Genomic DNA, 19,076 nt, shown 5'->3' with positions numbered 1-19,076 from the left:
CCCCTAAAGCCCCTGATTTACACAACAACCCTTATGTAACCCAAAAACACGCCGATACCGTGCAGCAGCACGGAAGCACCGCAGCAGCACTTACTTCATAGCAGGCAGGAACCCGATCAATGTTGGAACACCTCTGGCGCAGCATCCATTCCCCGGACTACTTCCTCAACGTACTGGAGTGGATGCTCCATATTCTCCTCAGCCCGTTCATGGTGATCATGTGCCTGATGGTCGGCGCGCTGGCTGGCAAATGGTGGAGAGCACTGCCCTACGGCGGTCTGACTTGTTATGTGGTCTTTCTGAGCCGGTCTTCTTTCTATCGGTGGGAAAGCATCTTCCCCATAGCCGGCCTGCCTGCGCTGGCGATAGATGGCGGGCTATTGGCGCTGCTCGGCTTTTATTTGAAAGGCCTACTCAGAACCCGCGCAGAAGCAAAACCCGAAGGCCATTGGCTGCGCAGGCTTTATCAAGGCCTTAAGGTGGTCATGCTGACAGTCATGGTGATGTTCTGGGCAGTCGTCGTGCTGTTTGTTGTGATCTTCACTGTCTCGGTCGCGACCCAACCGTCATTGGCGCACTGAGCAGCTTCCTGCTTGATCAGACAAATCGGGACTCAGCTTCGCCGGAAACAGCGTTCGAATGAGCTGCCGGTTCGACAAGATGAACTTCAGTGGCATTGCGCCCCGCCAACCAGGCCAGCACTGACGCGACAACCAAGACAGCGGCGCTAAGCTCGAATGTGGCTTTGTAACCGCTCAGATCGAAGGCCAGACCGCCAATGATCGCGCCACCGGCGATCGCCAGTTGGACAATGGCGACGAGCAAGCCACCTCCGGCCTCCGCATCATCCGGCAGCGTCTGCGCCAGCCATGTCCACCAGCCGACCGGCGCGGCCGTGGCAACCAGTCCCCAGAGGCCGAGCAACACGGCGGTCAGCAGCGGTGATTTGCCGAAGCTGACCAACGCCAGCGCGATGGCCGCCATGATCAGCGGGATGACGGTCAACGTGCGGTAGAGGCCGCGGCCCATAAACCTTTCAATTAGAAAGGTACCGATAAAACCGGCCAGTCCCAACCCCAGCAGCATCAAGGACAACGTTGAGACACTGACGCCCGTCACGCCTTCAAGAAAGGGACGCAGGTAGGTGAACAACATGAATTGGCCCATGAAAAAGACACTGACGGCGACCATGCCCAAGGCCACTGGCAACTGCTTCATCAACCGCAGAACGTTGCCGCTTCCGGCCTGGCGCTCAGCCTTGAAGGATGGGAGGCTGATCAGCAGCCACACGGCGGCAAGCACCGCGACCGGAACCACACAGAAGAATGCCCCGCGCCAGCCGATCAACGAGCCAAGAAAACTCCCCGCTGGAGCCGCGATTACCGTGGCGAGAGCGTTACCGCCATTGACGATGGCCAGCGCTCGCGAAACCTGTTCAGGCTTCACCAGACGCATCGCAGTCGCTGCCGACAATGACCAGAAACCGCCGATCGCGATCCCGATCAACGCACGTCCGAACATGAATGACGGGTAGCCTGGCGCGACCGCGACGACCGTACCGGAGACGATCATCAGCAAGGTCAGGCCCAGCAGTAATTTCTTGCGTTCGACGCGAGCAGCGACCGAGGCAATCAGCAGGCTGGTGATCAAGGCGAAGGCACCGGACACGGAAATCCCCTGCCCGGCCTGGCCTTCGGTGATGTGCAGGTCGGCCGCAATCGGCGTCAGTAGACTGACGGGCATGAACTCTGAAGCGACCAAAGCGAATGCGGCCAACGACATGGCCAGCACGGCGCTCCAGCCGCCTGTTCTTTTAGAAGGATCTGTAGAAGGAAACGTCATGGGAACTACCTGTGGTGCGAAAAACCTGTGGATGTGATGCGCAGGGGCAAGCAGCGTGAAGCCCATTCGGGCACTGCCCCTGTAACAGATAGACACATTCTCCCGGTCAATCCGGCCCTTCCCTAGCGCATTCCTCTTGAATGCTTGCCTGATCCTCTGGCGATGCAGGGTGATGGATAGGAAACGTCTCGCGCGCGGATTAGAGTTCGGTCAACAGGAGTGACCCGACATGATCCCTACCCCTCTGGCTCAGCAATCGCCTTTGGCGTTGCACATTGACCCGCGCGTGAACGCACCGGGTGACTTCGCCACGGCCATACCCGGCTTGTCGCTGTTTCGTCGCGACCAACCGGCGCCGCCCATGGTGTGCATGATCGAACCCAGCCTGATTCTCGTGGGTCGCGGCGAAAAGCGCTTGTGGGTCGGTGGTGAGGGCTACAGCTATGACCCGTCACGGTTTCTGGTCACTTCACTGGACCTGCCCGCCAACTCCGAAGTGATGCTTGCCAGTCCCCAGCAGCCCTGTGTCGGCCTCGTGCTGAAACTGGATGTCAGCATGCTCGCCGAGGTCATCACCAAGAGCGGCCTGCCGGCCAAGCGGCAGCCAGCAACGGGCACGGGCGCCGCGATTGGCAGTATGTCGTCTGCCCTGGAAGGCGCTCTCGATCGACTGCTGGCATTGCTCGATGAACCCGAAGCGATCCCGGTGCTGGCGCCGCTGATTTTGCGCGAAATCCACTACCGGTTACTCCACACCGATCAAGGTGCGCGGCTGCGGCAGATCACGGCCGTCGATGGTCAGGGTTATCGCATCGCCAAGGCGATTGACTGGCTCAAGGTCAACTACACCGATGCCCTGCGCATCGATGATCTGGCCGCGCGGGTGCAGATGAGTGCGCCGACCTTTCACCATCATTTCCGTCAGCTCACCGGCATGAGTCCGCTGCAGTACCAGAAATGGCTGCGGCTCAACGAAGCGCGGCGGCTGATGCTGGTCGAGCGCCTCGACGTATCGCGCGCTGCGTTTGCGGTCGGCTATGAAAGCCCTTCGCAGTTCAGTCGCGAATATGGCCGCCTGTTCGGCACTGCACCGAGTCGTGACATTGCCCTGTTGCGCGGGCAGCCATTCGAGGCAGAAGCGCTCTGAACGAACAACCAGCTTCAACGGTGATGCGCCACGCCGCGTGCCACCGCAAATAACAATGCACGTCAACCGATGATCAGCGGGTGAATCATGGAACTACGAATCAACCAGAAGACCTATCAGGTCGATGCCGACGCCGATACGCCCTTGCTGTGGGTGATCCGCGATGATCTGGGCATGACCGGGACCAAGTACGGCTGCGGTCTGGCGCAATGCGGCGCCTGCTCAGTGTTGGTGGACGGCAATGTGGTGCGCTCCTGCGTCACGCCGGTGGCCGGTGTGGTTGGCCGCGAGGTCACCACCATTGAAGCCATCGAAAGCGATGAAGTGGGCAAACGGGTGGTCGCGACCTGGGTCGATCTGCAGGTCGCGCAGTGCGGCTACTGCCAGTCCGGGCAGGTGATGGCCGCCACCGCGCTGCTCAAACAAAACCCCAAACCGAGTGATGCGCAAATCGAAGCGGCGATGGTCAACCTGTGCCGCTGCGGTACCTACAACGCCATTCATGCCGCCGTGCATGAGCTGGCCGGCAAGGGAGACGCGTGATGAACGTTCGAATCGACCCTTCACTGCAAGCCTCGGCACTGGATCTGCACGAACCGATCAATGTTTCGCGCAGACGTTTTCTCACCGGTACCGCCGTCGGCGCGCTGGTCCTCGGCTTCGGCCTGCCGCTCGGTGCGACACGCGTGCAAGCTGCCGTTGCCGCGGCGACGGCCGAGCGCGGCACGCAGGTGCCGGCGTTTCTCGAGATCCGTCCAGACAATCGCGTGCGTCTGCTCTGCCCGTTCATGGAAGGCGGACAAGGCACGTTCACGGCGATGGCGCAAATCGTCGGTGAAGAGCTGGATGCCGATCCGTCGACCTTTCTGGTCGAAGCCGCACCGCCCGGCGAAGCCTATGTGGTGTTGGAAAACGGCATGCGCATCACCGGCGGCAGTATGTCGGTGCGCATGAGCTACCCGGTCATGCGCCGCCTCGGCGCCCTTGCCCGCGCCATGCTGTTGCAGGCGGGCGCGCAACAACTTGGCGTGCCAGTCAGCGAGTTGAGCACCGAGCCTGGCAAAGTCGTGCATGCCAAGTCGGGCCGCTCGCTGGCTTACGGTGAACTGGCCGAGCGCGCGATGGATCTGCCGGTTCCCGATCCGGCCTCCGTGCAACTGCGTGATCCGAGCCAGTTCCGCTGGATCGGCAAACCGGTGAAGCGCCTCGATGCCTACGACAAGTCCACCGGCAAGGCGCTGTACAGCATCGATCTGAAGGTCGACGACATGCTCCATGCCGCCGTGCAACATGCCCCGCGCCTGGGCATGACGGTCGGCAACCTGCGCAACGAAGAGCAGGTCAAGGCAATGAAAGGCGTGCATTCCGTGCACCGTCTGCCGGGTGCCGTGGCGGTGGTTGCCGAGCGCTGGTGGCACGCCAAACGTGCCGTCGAGGCAATTCAGGTCGACTGGCAAGAACCAACGGCCGACAGCAAAGTGCGGCCGATGCCCGCCGACTTTTCCAGCGATGCCTGGTTCAAGCGTCTCGCTGAAGATAAAGGCCCGGCCAAAGATGATGAAAACGAAGGCGACGTGGCTGCGATTCTCAAGGAAACCAAGACCCGGATCGACGCCACTTACCACAACCAATACCTGAACCATGGACAACTGGAGCCGCCTTCGGCACTGGCCCGATTCAACCCGGACGGTACGCTGGAAGTCTGGTTGCCGAATCAGGCGCCGGACATGTTCCGTGCCGACATTGCCAAACGCACAGGGCTGGATCCGTCGCGCATCACCTTGCATTCGCCGCTGCTAGGCGGGTTCTTCGGCCGGCATTTCCTCTACGACTCGGCCAGTCCCTACCCTCAGGCAATCGCGCTGGCGAAAGCGGTTGGCCGTCCGGTCAAACTGATCTGGAGCCGCGAAGAAGAGTTCCTGCGTGACGTGCTCCGCCCCGTTGCTGCGGTGAACTTCCGTGCCGCGCTGGACAACGACGGCTGGCCGCTGGCAATCGAAGCGATCAGTGCCACCGAAGGCCCGACCGAAGCCCTCGCCGGCAAACAGGGTGAAAAACTCGACCCCACAGCGCTTGAAGGGTTGTCAGGCAAAACCTATGCGATCCCCAACAAACGCATCGCGCAGATCTACGTCAAAGGCCCGGCCATGCTCGGTTACTGGCGTTCGGTGGGCAACTCCCTCAACGACTTCTTCTATGAATCGTTCCTCGATGAGCTCGCCGACAAGGGTGGCAAAGACCCGTTCGACCTGCGTCTGCATCTGCTGCGTGACAACAAACGCCTGACCACCCTGCTGCAAGCGGTGGCTGAACTGTCGGGCGGCTGGAAGCGCGGGCCGTTTACCGCCGAGGATGGCAGCAAACGTGCGCGCGGTGTGGCCATGGCTTCGCCGTTCGGTACGGAGACGGCGGTGATCGCCGAGGTGTCCATCGAGAACGGTCAGGTCAAGGTGCACGACATCTGGCAGGCGATTGACCCGGGCAGCATCGTCAACCCGGCGATTGTCGAAGCGCAGGTCAACGGCGCTGTGGCGTTGGGACTGTCGCAAACCCTGGTGGAAGAAGCCGTGTGGATTGATGGCAAACCCCGGGCGCGCAACTACGACTTGTATCAGATCCTGCCGCCTGCGCGGATGGCTCGGGTACACGTGCGTGTGGTCGAGAGTGGCGAAAAAATGGGTGGCATCGGTGAACCGCCGTTGCCAGCGGTCGCGCCCGCCGTCGCTAACGCGGTGGCAAGGCTAACCGGTCAGCGGGTGCGCAGCCTGCCGATGAGCCGACACACCTTCACTTGATCAGCGCCGGAGCGTCCATGAATAACAGCCGATTCGCAAGAACCGCTGGCTGGCTGGCAGTGCCGTGCCTGGTCGCGGCAGGCCTGCTGGCCTGGTATGTCACCCGTGAGCCTGTCTCGCGCCTTGAAACTCATCAGATCGCCGTGGCCGACATCGACCCGGCACTGGTCGCCCGTGGCGAATACGTCGCCCGGCTCAGCGATTGCGTGGCCTGTCACAGCGTGCCAGGAGGCGCGCCATTCGCTGGTGGCCTGGAAATGGCCACACCGCTGGGCTCAATCCATGCGACCAATATCACCCCGGACACGGAAACCGGCATCGGCCACTACAGCCTGGCGGATTTTGACCGGGCGGTGCGCCACGGCGTGGCGCCCGACAGTCGCCGTTTGTACCCGGCGATGCCCTACCCGTCCTACGCCAAGCTCAGTGACGATGATGTGCGTGCGTTGTATGCGTTCTTCATGAAAGGCGTGGCGCCGGTGAAACAGGCGAACATCCCCAGTGCGATTCCGTTTCCGCTGAACCTGCGCTGGCCGATTGCGCTGTGGAACGGTGTGTTTGTCGATGCCGAACCGTATGCGCCCAAACCGTCGCAGGATGAACAGTGGAACCGTGGTGCTTACCTCGTTCAGGGCGCCGGACACTGCGGCAGTTGCCACACGCCGCGCGGCCTGGCGTTCAACGAGAAGGCACTGGATGACTCCGGTAAGCCGTACCTCGCCGGCGCCTTGCTCGATGGCTGGTACGCACCGAGCCTGCGCGATGATCACAACACCGGGCTGGGCCGTTGGAGCGAGCCGGAAATCGTGCAGTTCCTCAAGACCGGTCGCAATAAACACGCGGTGGTCTACGGCTCGATGACTGAGGCGTTCAACAACTCCACGCAGTTCATGAGCGATGATGATTTGACCGCGATTGCCCACTACCTGAAGTCACTTCCCGGGGATCGTGAACGGGATGGCGCGCCGTGGCAGTATCAAGCGGTTTCGGCAGCGCAACGTCTGGATTCGCCCGGTGCGCATACCTACGTGGCGCGCTGTGCTTCCTGTCACGGTCTCGACGGCAAGGGTCAACCTGAATGGATGCCGCCGCTGGCCGGCGCCACCTCGGCACTGGCCAAGGAAAGCGCTTCGGCGATCAACATCACCCTCAATGGTTCGCAGCGTGTCGTCGCGGCTGGCGTGCCGGATGCCTATCGCATGCCGGCCTTCCGTGAGCAGTTGTCGGATCAGCAGATCGCCGAAGTGCTGACGTTCATGCGCAGCACCTGGGGCAATCAGAGCACAGCGGTCGATGCGCAGGCGGTGGGCAAACTGCGTGAACACACTGATCCGGCCAGCAGCAGCCCGATCATTCTGCAGATGCGCTAAGAGGAGACACTGATGGAAAGCATCGACTTGCTGGTCCTGCGCACGGCGCGGGACTGGCTCGCCGCTGGCGAGCGAGTGTTGCTCGCCACGGTGGCGCGCACTTGGGGTTCGTCACCACGGCCGACGGGGTCGATGATGGCTTTGCGTGACGACGGTCGCGTGGTGGGCAGCGTGTCCGGCGGCTGCATCGAAGACGATCTGATCCATCGCTTCACCACGGCGCATGGCGGCAGCGCTTTTAGCGACAGCGCACCGCAAGTGGTGCGCTACGGCGTCAGCGCCGATGAGGCGCATCGCTTCGGCTTGCCGTGCGGTGGCACGCTGGAACTGATCCTTGAGTTCAACCCGGCGTGGCAGTCGCTTGACGCGTTGCTGGGGCAACTGGACGCCGGGCAACTGGTTCGTCGCCGACTGGCGTTGGAGTCCGGTCAGGTCATGCTCGAACCGACCGCAACGCCGGAACAATTCAGCTTCGATGGTGCGCAGATGCTCAACACTCTGGGACCGGGCTACCGGATGCTGATGATCGGTGCCGGCGCGTTGGCCGAGTATCTGGCGACCATGGCGTTGTTCAACGGCTTCAAGGTGGCGGTGTGCGATCCGCGTCCCGAGTACATCGAGACGTGGGCAGTAGACGGTGTGGAGCGGATTGTCGGCATGCCGGACGACGTGGTGCGCGACTTCGCGGTCGATCTGCGCACCTGCATCGTCGCCTTGAGTCATGACCCCAAACTCGACGATCTGGCCCTGCTCGAAGCGCTCCACGGCCCGGCGTTTTACATCGGCGCCATCGGTTCGCGGCGCAACAGCCAACTGCGCCGGGAACGCCTGATTGAGCATTTTGGTGAAACCGAAGCGTCGCTTGAGCGCCTGCACGGGCCGATCGGCCTCTATATTGGTAGCAAGACGCCGGCGGAAATTGCCGTTAGTGTGATGGCCGAGATCCTTGCGGCGAAGAATGGCGCCAATCTGCCGAAAGCGTTTTCAATTGCCAGGGCCAAAGCGCTCGCAGAATGAGCCACGCGGCTTCTCTGTGTCGGCGTTGTCGGCCGGCAGCGAAACGACGTGGTTTATCAGGTGACGATTCCGGCTATTGATGAGTTGTCTGCACAAACCAGCTCACTGTGTTCTTCGACAGGTCATAGAACCCCTCCCGGCAAGAAGGGTCTGCTCTGGTATGACCTCTCAGGAATACGTCCCATGTCCGCGCAAAGCAACCTTGTCATCCTCGCTCGGGGAGGCTACGCCGCCCGGGGAATGCTGTATTTGATCATCGGCATCTTTGCGTTGCTGGCAGCCCAGGATTCAACCAAGCCAAAGGACAGTCACAAGAGTCTGGAAGCGTTGCTGGGCCAGCCATTCGGCTATTTTCTGGTTGGACTTGTCGTGGCGGGGCTGCTCGCATTTGCCGCCTGGCGTGTCCTGCAGGCAACGCGTGATGTCGACCATCACGGCACAAAATTCAAAGGGCTGGTGATTCGCACAGGGCTGTTTGTGGGTGGCTTGGTCAATGGTGCTCTGGCGTTCTTTGCATTGGGTCTGCTTATAAGCGGGATTAAAAGCTCGGGCGATTCCGCAGGACAAACCAAAGACTGGCTGGCGCATTTGCTGTCCTGGGAACATTCGAACTGGCTGGTGTACCTGATCGCCCTCATTCCGCTGGGGGTCGGCATTGCTCACATCGTCAAAGGATGGAAAGCGTCGTTCGAGAAGTATTTCGAGGCCGACGAGGATGTCATGCGCTACGTGCGCCCGGTCTCGCGGTTTGGTCTGATCGCGCGCGGCGTGGTGTTTATCGAGATTGCATTGCTGCTGGCCGTCAGCGGTTCCACCTATCAAGCCATGGATCCACCGGGTATGAAGGAAGCGCTCGATGCGCTGCAGAATCTACCCGCTGGCTGGCTGATCTTGATGGTGATGGCCTTGGGGCTGATTGCCTTCTCGGTCTACAGTCTGGCGGAAGCATTCTGGCGCAAGATCAATATGGATGTGCCGGGAGTCGCGAGACCGTAGGGTGTAATCCAGTCCCCATGGCGCTCGTCACCCCGTCAGCGGGGACGCTACTGTTTCGATCACACCCGATAATACTCGCGATACCACCGTACAAACTCCGCCACACCCACCTCAACCTCGACCTGCGGCGAAAACCCGATCCAGTCTGCCAGCGCCGAAACATCAGCCCAGGTCTTGACCACATCGCCGGCCTGCATCGGCAGCAAATTGCGCTGGGCTTTTATGCCTAATGCCGTCTCCAGGCAGTCGACAAAATCCAGCAGCGCTATCGGCCTGCCCCGCCCCAGGTTGAAAATCCGGTGGCTGCCATGGGCGTCTTTGTCGGGCGTTGGCGGCTTCGGGCACAGGCGGACGATGCTTTCGACAACGTCATCGACGTAGGTAAAGTCCCGCGCCATCTGACCCTGATTGTAAATATCAATCGGCCGCCCCTGAAGGATCGCTTCGGTGAACTTGAACATCGCCATGTCCGGTCGGCCCCATGGTCCATAGACGGTAAAAAATCGCAGCCCGCTGGCCTTCAGGCCGTAGAGATGGCAGTAACTGTCGGCAAGCAATTCATTGGCGCGTTTGGTGGCGGCATACAGGGACACCGGATGCTCGACCGCGTCATCGACGCTGTATGGCAGCTTGCTGTTGGCCCCGTACACCGAACTGCTCGACGCGTAGATCAGATGCGCAGGTGGATAGTGCCGGCAGGCTTCCAGCACATTGAGAAAGCCCAGCAGATTTGATTGCGCATAGGCATCCGGGTTGTCGAGCGAATAGCGGACACCCGCTTGCGCGGCCAAATGCACGACTTCGGTGAACCCCTGCTCTTCGAACAGAGCCATCAAGGCTGGCTTATCGACAATGTCCATGGTCTGGAAACGGAAACCTTTTAGCTCGCTCAACTGCTTGAGGCGCGCCTGTTTGAGTTCCACGCTGTAATAATCGTTAAGATTGTCGATGCCGATTACTTGATGGCCTTGCAATATCAATCGTCTGACCGTGTGATATCCGATAAAGCCTGCAGCACCTGTAACAAGAACGGACATATTCGCCTCTCCAGCCAAGTCGCCAGGCGATTAGTTATAGCGTTGGTCGACTTGCGGAGTCCAGACTTTATAACTTCCCCAACTATGGGGTTTAACGTCTGATCTAAATGGCGAGCGACGACTCTGAAGTGACAGTAAAGTTTCTTGCCTTCCGACAAAAGGATGACGCCTTAAAAAACAATAACCTGCGCGCGAGTGCCATCACTAGCGGATAAATGGCGTGTTTTTTGACTGGGAACGTTTGACAGACCGCAAAGACTGGCCGATAACTACCAAGGTTCATTTTTACAGGGCGCGAGCAATATTCTACTCGCGCCCTGTCGTTTCAGAGACAACTACTTAGTTACCTATCATTAAACGCTGCCATGCGCAGACCGTGCGGTAGCTTTGTCTTCTGAAAAGTTAAGCCGCGGCTTATTCCCTATGCGCCGCACACTATAGCGTCACGCCTAAGTTCGACGCACCTTAATGAAACGCTTTGTGATTCATGCATGAAACACTTCTGCGCCAAACATAAAAACAGACTGTTGCCATTTGCCTTTACTTAGCCCTCGATAGAGCTCCTGCCTGCATAAACTTTCGATCATTACAGAGTTTACCAGCATGCCAGTTATCAGCTCCGAACATCCCTTTTGGTACCTTTTGCAATGCAAGCCACGTCAGGATGAGCGCGCTCACCTGAACCTGCTCCAACAGGATTACGTGGTATTCCATCCGCAACTCCTCAGTGAACGAATCATCCGTGGGAAACGACAGCGAGTGCGCGAATCGCTATTCCCCGGGTATTTGTTTATCCAACTCAGTCGTAACGACAATTGGGGGCCCTTGCGTTCTACACGCGGGGTCAGTCGCATCGTCGAATTCAATCACGGTCCGGCGACGGTGGCAGAGCACGTCATCGAGCACTTGCGTGCGCGCTGTATCGAATCATCGCTGTCGGGGCCGGATGAGGCCCTGAAACCGGGGCAGAACCTGCAGATCGTCAGCGGCCCGCTGGCACCCTTGGAGGGCGTGTTTCTCGGCTTGCACGGCAGCGACCGGGTGATGATCCTCTTGCAGTTTCTTAATCGCGAACAATCCGTTTGCTTGCCACTCAGCGTGATCGAACGTCAACAACCCAACGTTCAGAACTATCACTAACCCCTTGCCTTATAAGCCTTTGCTCAGGAGCTATAACATGGCTTTGAAGTCACGATGCCCTGTCGCACTGCTGATGGCCTCTCTCTATCCTGGAATGGCCTGGAGTATCGATCCGCAAGCCATTAATGTTTACGGATTCGATTTCACGCCATCCTTTTTGTTTTCAGAAAGTTATGACGATAACTTTCGCGAAGTGGAGAACAGTAAACAGTCATCGATGGTCACCAAATTGGCGCCGACCTTCGAGCTCAAGGCTGAAGATCGCAACAGCGCCACTCGACTGATCTGGCAGCCCACGCGTTATATCTATCACGACGATTCCGATGCCTCGAACACCGCCCAGCGCGTGCGTGCCGACAGCATCATGGAGTTCACCGACCGCCATCGTCTCAAGCTCGATGCTGAATACCGTAAATGGGAGCGCACCGAGTCGACGGCAGTCGAGGGCATCAACGACAAACTCAACAATAAACGCGTGGGGGGGCTATACACCTTCGGCGCTAAAAGTGCCGACAACCAAATCGATGTCGGCGCCAGTTACGCGCAACTTCGCTACGACAATGCCGACGGCATCAACGACGACAAGGAACGCAATACCATCGCCCTCACCAGCACCTGGTACCACCGCATCGGCAGTAACACCCGCGGCCTGCTGGAATATGACCACACCGACTTTGATTATCAGCAAGCCAACAGCCCGCGCAGCAGCAAATCCGATGCGGTACTGGCCGGTGCCGTGTGGGACTTCACCGCACGTACGACGGGCAAAGTGCGCCTCGGTTATGAGCGCAAGAACTTCGACAACAGCGAATCCAAAGACCTCAACAACCCGACCTGGCAAGTGGACTTGCAATGGAAACCGCGAACCTACTCGACGTTTACCTTTGTCGCTCGCCAAGCCCTCGCCGAAGGTGACGATGGCGCTGATGCCGTGAAGTCGACGTTCACTCAGGTCGGTTGGCGCCACGGCTGGACCGAACGCATCACCACGGTGGCACAAGCCGGGTTTGGTCGTTATGTCTACGAAGGCCAAAGCCGTACCGACGATCTCCAGGACTACAACCTCGCCGTGGTGTACGCGATGCGCCGCTGGCTGGATATCGAATTGGGCTATCGCTATCGCGACAACGATTCCGATGCCGACGATGAAAGCTTCACCCGCAACGTGTTCCAGATCAGTTTCAACGTCAGCCTTTAAGAGGGTTTCGACATGAACACACGCACGCTCGTCTTGGTGTTTGCCCTGTTTTTTCTACCTCATACCTTCGCTGCAGACCCCAGCACCCAATACAAACTGGCCGCTGGCGATGTGTTGCGGATCATCGTTTTCGGTGAGCCGGAATTGAGCCTGAAAAAGATCCGCCTCAGTGATGCCGGCACTTTTTCCTACCCTTTTCTCGGTGAGATCTCCGCCAAGGGACTGACCCCCGGCCAAGTCGAAAAAATCATTGTCGACGGGCTGAAACAGGGATACCTGATCGACCCGAAAGTCAGCCTCAGTCAGATTGAATACCGCTCTTTCTACATCAATGGCGAAGTCAAGAAACCCGGCAGCTACCCGTTCGTGCCCGGCCTGACTCTGGAGAAAGCCATTGCCTTGGGCGGTGGCTTGACCGAGCGGGCCTCGATCAAGCGCGTGACCATTTTGCGCGGCGATGGTGGCGCGACCCTCACCGATGACGTGACGCGCAACACCACGATTGCCCCCGGTGACACCATTTCCATTGCACAAGGCTTTTTCTAATCATGGACAACAGCCCTAGCACCTACGTCGAACGTCCTCTGCAAGCGCATCTGCATCAGCAGTACAGCGAAGACAAGGACACCCTTGACCTGTTAAAGCTCTGGAGAGTGATCTGGCGCGCCAAATGGAGCATCGCCTGGCTGGTGCTGGCGAGCGCTGCGCTGGCCGCGATTGTGGTCTCGAACATCACGCCGCAATACATCGGCAGCACCACCTTGCTGTTCAACGATAAAACCCCGCCGCTGATGTCGTTCCAGCAAGTCAAGGATTCCGGCGGCAACGCCACGGACTATTTGCAGACCCAGCAGGCGCTCCTGCAATCGCGCGATCTTGCCGAACGCGCAGTGAAAAAACTCGGCCTGACCACGCATCCGGTCACCGACCCGCGCCAGCAATCAAAGCCCTGGTTCACACCGCGCCAGTGGCTGGCGGATCTCGACCTTGATCAATGGATCCCGGGCCTGAGCCGGTTGATGCCGCTGAGCAAAAAAGACGAGCCCACTGAAGAAGATGTTTTCAATCAGGTCACGCAGAACCTCATGCTGCACACCAGCGTCAAGTTCGTCGGCAAGAGCCAGTTGCTCGAGATCGAGGTCGAGTTGCCCGATCCGGTTCTCGCAGCCGCAGCGGCCAATGCGTTGGCCCAAGGCTTCACCGACAGCCAGCTCGACACCAGCGAGAAGTCCTCGCAAACCACCACAGCCTGGATGAACACACGGCTGGTCAAGCTGCGCGACAACTTGCGCGTGGCCGAGAAAAAGCTCCAGGGCTACCGCGAAGAGCAAGGTCTGGTGGACGTCGGCGGCGTTGCCACCATCAGTGCCAACGAACTGGAAATGACCGGTAATCGCATGGTCGACGCCCGGCGCAACCGCGCTGAAGCCGAGAGCGAATACCGCCAGGCGAAGGCCTTGGGCAACGGCGATCTGAGCCGCCTCTCCAGCGTACCTGCGGTGCTGAGCAATCCTTTGGTGCAGAAGTTCCAGGCCGACCGGGCTGTGGCGCAAGCCAAGGTAGATGAACTGGCGGGCCGTTATGGGCCAAAACACCCGAGCCTGCTTTCTGCGCAAACCGAATTGCGCACCGCCACCACCAGCCTGCAATTGCAGGTGCAGCAAGTGGTCGCCGGTATCGAGCGGCAATACCAGCTCGCCACTGCCAGTGAAGCCTCGCTGCGTCAGTCGTTCAACAGCAACAAGGCGCAAATCCAGGACATTGCGCGCAAAGAGTTTCAGTTGCGCGAGTTCCAGCGTGAGGTCGACAGCTCCCGCGCGCTGTATGAAACCTTCGTCACCCGCTTGAAAGAAACCACCGCCACCGCCGACATGGACTCGACCAAGGTGCGCATCGTCGACCCGGCCATTGTCCCGGTCGATGCGAGCAAACCGCGTAAAACCTTGATTGTCGCGATCGTCGGGCTGATCGCTGCGGTGATCGGCGTTGCCTTGGCGCTGCTGTTCGAGAGCCTGAGCAATACCTTCAAAACCGACGAGTCGATCGAAAACGCGCTGAACATTCCGTTGCTCAGCGTTGTGCCGCTGGTGACGAAGAAAACCCGTCGGCAACTGGCGCGCTTGTTTGAAGATAACGACAATCCGCGCTTTTCCGAGACCATTCGCAACCTGCGTACCTGGTTGATGCTGCAAAGCAGCGAAATGCCCTCGCAGGTGGTGCTGGTGACGTCGACGGTTGCCGGTGAGGGTAAAAGCACCATTGCCAACAATCTGGCCAGCTCGCTGACGTCACTCGAGCGTGTGTTGTTGATCGATGCCGACATGCGTCAGCCAACCTTGTCGCTGAACTTCGATTTCCCACCGGACAGCCCCGGACTGGCGAATGTCATTGCCGGCACCGCCCGGCTTGAAGACTGCATTGTCTCGGTGGGCAATCTGGACATGTTGCCGGCCGGCAAAGTCCTGCCGGCACCGCTGGACATGTTCGCCGCCCCGCGCCTGCCGTCGCCGGCCGATTCGCTCAATCCGTTGCAACCGCCGCCGCAGGATCTGCTCAGCTCACCGCGCATGGCGCGCATGCTTGAGGCACTGAGGTCGCGTTACCGCCACATCATTATCGATTCACCCCCAGCCGAGATGATCAGCGACGCACTGTTGCTGGCGCGGCATTCGGATGCCGTGATCTACGTGGTCAAGGCCGACAGCACGCCAATCAGCCAGGTACAGCGCGGCCTCGCCGCGTTGCAGCAGAGCCATGTGCCGGTGTTTGGCACCGTGCTCAACCAGGTCGACCTGCGCAAGGCGCGCAAGTACGGCCATCACCACTCCCGGGCGTTCTATAACTACGATTTCGCGCCCAGGTAACACCTCAGGCGAATACGCCAGCCGCTACACCCCCTTCTGCCATCGCACAACCCGCTTCACCTCTGCCGAGCTACGGAATAGCCATCGGGCGACCCGTCCTGTCCGTTCGATTAGCGCTGATACATGACTGCTGCCTTGAGGTTAAGCCCATGACACCGCTCTATACCGCTCACCTGACGCACCGCCGAGGCCTGACTTTCTGGGGCCAGTGGCTGTGTGCGCTGTCGCTGACCACCGTGTTGCTGATGTTGCTCGTGCATTGGCGCGTCGGCAGTCTGAACAGCGAATACCGCATCCTGATCATTCTCGCCGTGCTCGGTTCGGTGCCGATTTACAGCGTGATGCAGGTCTATCACAAGCGCCATGGTCTGCTGGTCGGCCTGGGCCGATTGCTGGCCGGCTGGCTGATTCTGCTGGCCGTGCTCGCGGCCATCGCCTTCATCACCCAGACCAGCGCGATCTATTCACGCCAGGTGATTATTGTCTGGGCCGTGTTGGGTTTCGTGGTGCAGGCGGCGAGTTTTCTGCCCCTGCATTACTTCGCCCGGCTGCACTCGCGCAAGGTCTGCAAAGAGCGCCGGTCGGTGATCATCGGCACCTGCCCGACGGCCCATGAGCTGGCGAAAAAACTCTCGCGACCGAACCGCGCGCTGGTGCTCGGCTTCATCGCCGCTGCCGACAACAGCGGCCCGGCCCCAAGCATCCTGCCGCTGCTCGGCAACGTTGCCGCGATCCGCGAGATCATCACGCGCCTGGAAGTGCGCCGCGTCTACATCGTGCTGACCATGGCGCATGCCGCGACCATTGAAGCGCTGTACATCGACCTCTTGGATATGAATGTCGACGTGGTGTGGATTCCGGATTTCGGCAGCATGGTGTTGCTCAACCATTCGATCTCGGAAATCGAGCGAATGCCGGCGATCTACCTCAATGAAAGCCTGATCAGCTCGCACCCGGCGAGTCTGTTTTGCAAGGACCTGTTTGAACGCAGCCTGGCCGGCGCGGCCATTATTCTGCTTAGTCCCTTGCTGCTGGCGGTGGCCGTCGCCGTCAAGCTGACCTCCGCAGGCCCGGTGCTGTTCAAGCAGGCCCGCCACGGTTGCAACGGTGAAGTGATCAAGGTCTGGAAGTTTCGTTCGATGCACATCCACGACGATCGCGAGGTGCGCCAGGCCACCCGTGACGATGCCCGTCTGACCCCGATCGGCGGCTTCCTGCGCCGCAGTTCCATCGACGAATTGCCGCAGTTGTTCAATGTCGTGTCCGGCCAGATGGCCCTGGTCGGCCCGCGCCCGCATGCCGTCACCCACAACATTTATTACACCGGCAAGGTGCGCGCCTACATGGCCCGCCATCGCCTCAAGCCGGGCATCACCGGTCTGGCCCAGATCACCGGCCATCGCGGCGAAACCGAGACCGTGGAAAAGATGCAGCTGCGCGTCGCCCAGGACCTCAACTACATCAACCAATGGTCGCTGTGGCTCGACATCAAAATCCTCATCAAGACGCCCTTCACCCTGTTCTCGAAAAACATCTACTGACCCCTGCCCGACCGCTTGATCCCCGCCCTGCCCCTGCGTTGACAACCTTCACAACGAGCTGAGGTTTGACCATGAATGTGAGCGTATTCGGTATTGGTTACGTGGGCCTTGTCCAGGGCGCCGCACTGGCCGAGGTCGGGCACAACGTGCTCTGCGTCGATGTCGACGCGGCCCGGGTCGAGGCGCTGAAACAAGGCACGCTGCCGATCTACGAGCCGGGCCTGAAAAGCCTTGTGCGTGATAATTATCAAAGTGGTCGTCTGCGCTTCGGCACGGATCTGGCGGAGGCTGTTCAGCATGGTGATGTGCTGTTGATCGCCGTCGGCACACCGCCCGACGAAGACGGTTCGGCCGATCTGCAATACGTGTTGAGCGTGGCGCAGAGCATCGCGCTGAACATGGATCGGCGTCAGATCATCGTCGACAAATCCACGGTGCCGGTCGGCACGGGCGATCAGGTGCGTGCGTGTATCGAGCAGGTGCTGGCCGACAACAATCGCAGCCATCTGACGTTCGATGTGGTGTCGAACCCGGAATTTCTCAAGGAAGGCTGCGCGGTCGAAGACTGCATGCGCCCGGACCGGATCATCATCGGCACCGACAGCCCGCATGCCGAAGCGGTGATGCGCGAACTGTATGAGCCGTTCAATCGCAGCCGCGACAAAATCATTGTCATGGACCTTCGCAGCGCTGAGCTGAGCAAGTACGCCGCCAACTGCATGCTGGCGACCAAGATCAGCTTCATGAACGAGATGGCCTGCCTCGCCGAAAAGCTCGGCGCCGACATCGAAAAAGTCCGCCACGGCATCGGCGCCGACCCGCGCATCGGTTACCAGTTTATCTACCCGGGCGTGGGTTACGGCGGCTCGTGCTTTCCCAAAGACGTCAAGGCGCTGATCCATGCCGCGACCAGTGTCGATATCGACGCCCGCCTGCTCAAGGCTGTAGAGGCGCGCAACCAGGACCAGAAAGCCAGTCTGTACAGCAAGATTTTCAATCACTTCGACGGTCATCTGCGCGGCAAGACGTTTGCCCTGTGGGGCTTGAGTTTCAAACCCAATACCGACGACATGCGCGAAGCGCCCAGCCGCGTACTGATGGAGGCCTTGTGGCACGCCGGCGCCAGCGTTCAGGCGTTTGATCCGAAAGCCATGGAAGAGGCCCAGCGCCTGTATGGCGCGCGCGATGCCCTGACGCTGGCGGGGACCAAGGAAGCGGCGCTGAAAAATGCCGACGCGTTGATCATCGTCACCGAGTGGCAAGCCTTTCGCGCGCCGGACTTCGATTTGCTCAGCCGGCAGCTCAAGCAACCGTTGATCTTCGACGGACGCAATCTGTTCGATCCGCAGCGTTTGAGCAACCGTGGCTTCACCTACATATCCGTGGGGCGGCCAACCCCTTCAGTCATTTGAAGGAGCCGCGCCATGTTGCAGCTGGAATTGGTCGGGCATTACTCGGCGAAATTACTGGAGGCCAACCAGGCCTATTCCTTTATCAACTTTGCCTCCATCGGCAGCGTTTTCCAGCAGACCCCGGGCAGCGTCGCCTATTTCTGCGACGGCATGCTGATGTCGACCTTCATGTCGCGGGTGACCGGCAGGACGATTGGCCGGGTCAGCTTCGACTTCACCTCGATCGCCGACCTTGTCCTCGGCAGCGCCGAGCAACTGGGTAAACGCGTGTACTTCGTCGGCGCCCGGCAGGCCGAGCTGGAGCTGTTTATCGTCAAGATCGGGGCGCTTTATCCGCAGTTGACCATCGCCGGTTATCGCAACGGCTATTTCGACGCTGCCGAGGCCGAAGACATTCAAGCGGACATCTGTCGCAGCGCCGCCGACATCCTGATTGTTGGCCTGGGCGCCGGGCTGCAAGAACAGTTCGAACAGGATGCCCTGCGCGCAGGCTTTCGTGGTGTTGCCTTCACCTGTGGCGGTTTCATCCGCCAGGAAGCGCTGGCCACGCGGCAATATTATCCGGCGCTGATCAACCGCCTGCACCTGCGCGCGTTCTATCGAATGTACCGCGAGCCGCACACGATCAAACGCTACCTCGTCGATTACCCCAGCAACTTCTTGCACCTGCTGACGATGCTCGCCCGACACAAAGTCGCCATCAGTGTGGGGGAATGA

At 59.8% G+C, this 19,076-nt stretch carries 16 protein-coding genes; 14 read left to right on the top strand and 2 right to left on the bottom strand.

Going from position 1 to position 19,076, the window contains the following annotated elements; all coding sequences use genetic code 11:
- Positions 1 to 119: 119 nt before the first annotated feature.
- Positions 120 to 581: a hypothetical protein gene (locus PspS49_RS14875; RefSeq protein ID WP_150751430.1), complete on the top strand. Its 462-nt coding sequence runs from the start codon at positions 120 to 122 to the stop codon at positions 579 to 581.
- 16 nt (positions 582 to 597) lie between these two features.
- Here the strand turns inward: PspS49_RS14875 and PspS49_RS14870 are convergent, their stop codons facing one another.
- Positions 598 to 1,842, bottom strand: a complete 1,245-nt coding sequence (locus PspS49_RS14870; RefSeq protein WP_150751431.1) for an MFS transporter — start codon at positions 1,840 to 1,842, stop codon at positions 598 to 600.
- A gap of 229 nt (positions 1,843 to 2,071) precedes the next feature.
- Here PspS49_RS14870 and PspS49_RS14865 point away from each other — a divergent pair, with 229 nt between their 5' ends.
- The 6 genes from PspS49_RS14865 (at position 2,072) to PspS49_RS14840 (ending at position 9,167) form a co-directional block, all read left to right on the top strand.
- A complete protein-coding gene (locus PspS49_RS14865; RefSeq protein ID WP_160039979.1) occupies positions 2,072 to 2,989 on the top strand; it encodes an AraC family transcriptional regulator in 918 nt (305 codons plus the stop codon).
- An 87-nt stretch (positions 2,990 to 3,076) separates the two neighbouring features.
- Positions 3,077 to 3,532 (top strand): (2Fe-2S)-binding protein, encoded by a 456-nt coding sequence (locus PspS49_RS14860; protein WP_116030274.1) that lies wholly within the window; start codon positions 3,077 to 3,079, stop codon positions 3,530 to 3,532.
- On the top strand, positions 3,532 to 5,784 hold the full coding sequence (locus tag PspS49_RS14855; RefSeq protein WP_160039977.1) for a molybdopterin cofactor-binding domain-containing protein: 2,253 nt from the start codon (positions 3,532 to 3,534) through the stop codon (positions 5,782 to 5,784). Before PspS49_RS14860 ends, PspS49_RS14855 begins: the two co-directional genes overlap by 1 nt.
- Positions 5,785 to 5,801: 17 nt before the next feature.
- Positions 5,802 to 7,154: a cytochrome c gene (locus PspS49_RS14850; protein WP_160039975.1), complete on the top strand. Its 1,353-nt coding sequence runs from the start codon at positions 5,802 to 5,804 to the stop codon at positions 7,152 to 7,154.
- 12 nt (positions 7,155 to 7,166) lie between these two features.
- Complete coding sequence (locus tag PspS49_RS14845; protein WP_160039973.1) at positions 7,167 to 8,171, top strand: XdhC family protein; 1,005 nt, start codon at positions 7,167 to 7,169, stop codon at positions 8,169 to 8,171.
- Positions 8,172 to 8,354: 183 nt separating this feature from the next.
- Complete coding sequence (locus PspS49_RS14840; RefSeq protein WP_160039971.1) at positions 8,355 to 9,167, top strand: DUF1206 domain-containing protein; 813 nt, start codon at positions 8,355 to 8,357, stop codon at positions 9,165 to 9,167.
- A 59-nt stretch (positions 9,168 to 9,226) separates the two neighbouring features.
- Here the strand turns inward: PspS49_RS14840 and PspS49_RS14835 are convergent, their stop codons facing one another.
- Positions 9,227 to 10,204, bottom strand: coding sequence for an NAD-dependent epimerase (locus PspS49_RS14835; protein ID WP_160039969.1), 978 nt, complete (start codon positions 10,202 to 10,204; stop codon positions 9,227 to 9,229).
- Positions 10,205 to 10,807: 603 nt separating this feature from the next.
- Between PspS49_RS14835 and rfaH the strand changes: the two genes are divergently transcribed.
- The 7 genes from rfaH to PspS49_RS14800 all read left to right on the top strand — a co-directional run bounded on the left by rfaH (position 10,808) and on the right by PspS49_RS14800 (position 19,076).
- Complete coding sequence (gene rfaH / locus PspS49_RS14830) at positions 10,808 to 11,344, top strand: transcription/translation regulatory transformer protein RfaH (RefSeq protein ID WP_160039967.1); 537 nt, start codon at positions 10,808 to 10,810, stop codon at positions 11,342 to 11,344.
- A gap of 37 nt (positions 11,345 to 11,381) precedes the next feature.
- A complete protein-coding gene (locus PspS49_RS14825; RefSeq protein WP_160039965.1) occupies positions 11,382 to 12,542 on the top strand; it encodes an outer membrane beta-barrel protein in 1,161 nt (386 codons plus the stop codon).
- Between the two features lie 12 nt (positions 12,543 to 12,554).
- Positions 12,555 to 13,088 (top strand): polysaccharide biosynthesis/export family protein, encoded by a 534-nt coding sequence (locus tag PspS49_RS14820; RefSeq protein ID WP_122598339.1) that lies wholly within the window; start codon positions 12,555 to 12,557, stop codon positions 13,086 to 13,088.
- Between the two features lie 2 nt (positions 13,089 to 13,090).
- Positions 13,091 to 15,406 (top strand): GNVR domain-containing protein, encoded by a 2,316-nt coding sequence (locus PspS49_RS14815; protein ID WP_160039963.1) that lies wholly within the window; start codon positions 13,091 to 13,093, stop codon positions 15,404 to 15,406.
- A gap of 149 nt (positions 15,407 to 15,555) precedes the next feature.
- Positions 15,556 to 16,947 carry an undecaprenyl-phosphate glucose phosphotransferase gene (locus PspS49_RS14810; RefSeq protein WP_160039961.1) on the top strand — a complete coding sequence of 464 codons (1,392 nt, stop codon included), beginning with the start codon at positions 15,556 to 15,558 and terminating at the stop codon, positions 16,945 to 16,947.
- Positions 16,948 to 17,018: 71 nt separating this feature from the next.
- Positions 17,019 to 18,359 (top strand): UDP-glucose/GDP-mannose dehydrogenase family protein, encoded by a 1,341-nt coding sequence (locus PspS49_RS14805; protein ID WP_160039959.1) that lies wholly within the window; start codon positions 17,019 to 17,021, stop codon positions 18,357 to 18,359.
- A gap of 12 nt (positions 18,360 to 18,371) precedes the next feature.
- Positions 18,372 to 19,076, top strand: a complete 705-nt coding sequence (locus tag PspS49_RS14800) for a WecB/TagA/CpsF family glycosyltransferase (RefSeq protein ID WP_160039957.1) — start codon at positions 18,372 to 18,374, stop codon at positions 19,074 to 19,076.

This window comes from Pseudomonas sp. S49 (assembly GCF_009866785.1).
Lineage (GTDB): Bacteria > Pseudomonadota > Gammaproteobacteria > Pseudomonadales > Pseudomonadaceae > Aquipseudomonas.
This window is presented reverse-complemented; position numbering and strand designations above follow the sequence as displayed.

Coding starts and splice junctions, on each gene's coding strand:
- PspS49_RS14875 (WP_150751430.1), top strand. CDS start 120: ATGTTGGAACACCTCTGGCGCAGCATCCATTCCCCGGACTACTTCCTC.
- PspS49_RS14870 (WP_150751431.1), bottom strand. CDS start 1,842: ATGACGTTTCCTTCTACAGATCCTTCTAAAAGAACAGGCGGCTGGAGC.
- PspS49_RS14865 (WP_160039979.1), top strand. CDS start 2,072: ATGATCCCTACCCCTCTGGCTCAGCAATCGCCTTTGGCGTTGCACATT.
- PspS49_RS14860 (WP_116030274.1), top strand. CDS start 3,077: ATGGAACTACGAATCAACCAGAAGACCTATCAGGTCGATGCCGACGCC.
- PspS49_RS14855 (WP_160039977.1), top strand. CDS start 3,532: ATGAACGTTCGAATCGACCCTTCACTGCAAGCCTCGGCACTGGATCTG.
- PspS49_RS14850 (WP_160039975.1), top strand. CDS start 5,802: ATGAATAACAGCCGATTCGCAAGAACCGCTGGCTGGCTGGCAGTGCCG.
- PspS49_RS14845 (WP_160039973.1), top strand. CDS start 7,167: ATGGAAAGCATCGACTTGCTGGTCCTGCGCACGGCGCGGGACTGGCTC.
- PspS49_RS14840 (WP_160039971.1), top strand. CDS start 8,355: ATGTCCGCGCAAAGCAACCTTGTCATCCTCGCTCGGGGAGGCTACGCC.
- PspS49_RS14835 (WP_160039969.1), bottom strand. CDS start 10,204: ATGTCCGTTCTTGTTACAGGTGCTGCAGGCTTTATCGGATATCACACG.
- rfaH (WP_160039967.1), top strand. CDS start 10,808: ATGCCAGTTATCAGCTCCGAACATCCCTTTTGGTACCTTTTGCAATGC.
- PspS49_RS14825 (WP_160039965.1), top strand. CDS start 11,382: ATGGCTTTGAAGTCACGATGCCCTGTCGCACTGCTGATGGCCTCTCTC.
- PspS49_RS14820 (WP_122598339.1), top strand. CDS start 12,555: ATGAACACACGCACGCTCGTCTTGGTGTTTGCCCTGTTTTTTCTACCT.
- PspS49_RS14815 (WP_160039963.1), top strand. CDS start 13,091: ATGGACAACAGCCCTAGCACCTACGTCGAACGTCCTCTGCAAGCGCAT.
- PspS49_RS14810 (WP_160039961.1), top strand. CDS start 15,556: ATGACACCGCTCTATACCGCTCACCTGACGCACCGCCGAGGCCTGACT.
- PspS49_RS14805 (WP_160039959.1), top strand. CDS start 17,019: ATGAATGTGAGCGTATTCGGTATTGGTTACGTGGGCCTTGTCCAGGGC.
- PspS49_RS14800 (WP_160039957.1), top strand. CDS start 18,372: ATGTTGCAGCTGGAATTGGTCGGGCATTACTCGGCGAAATTACTGGAG.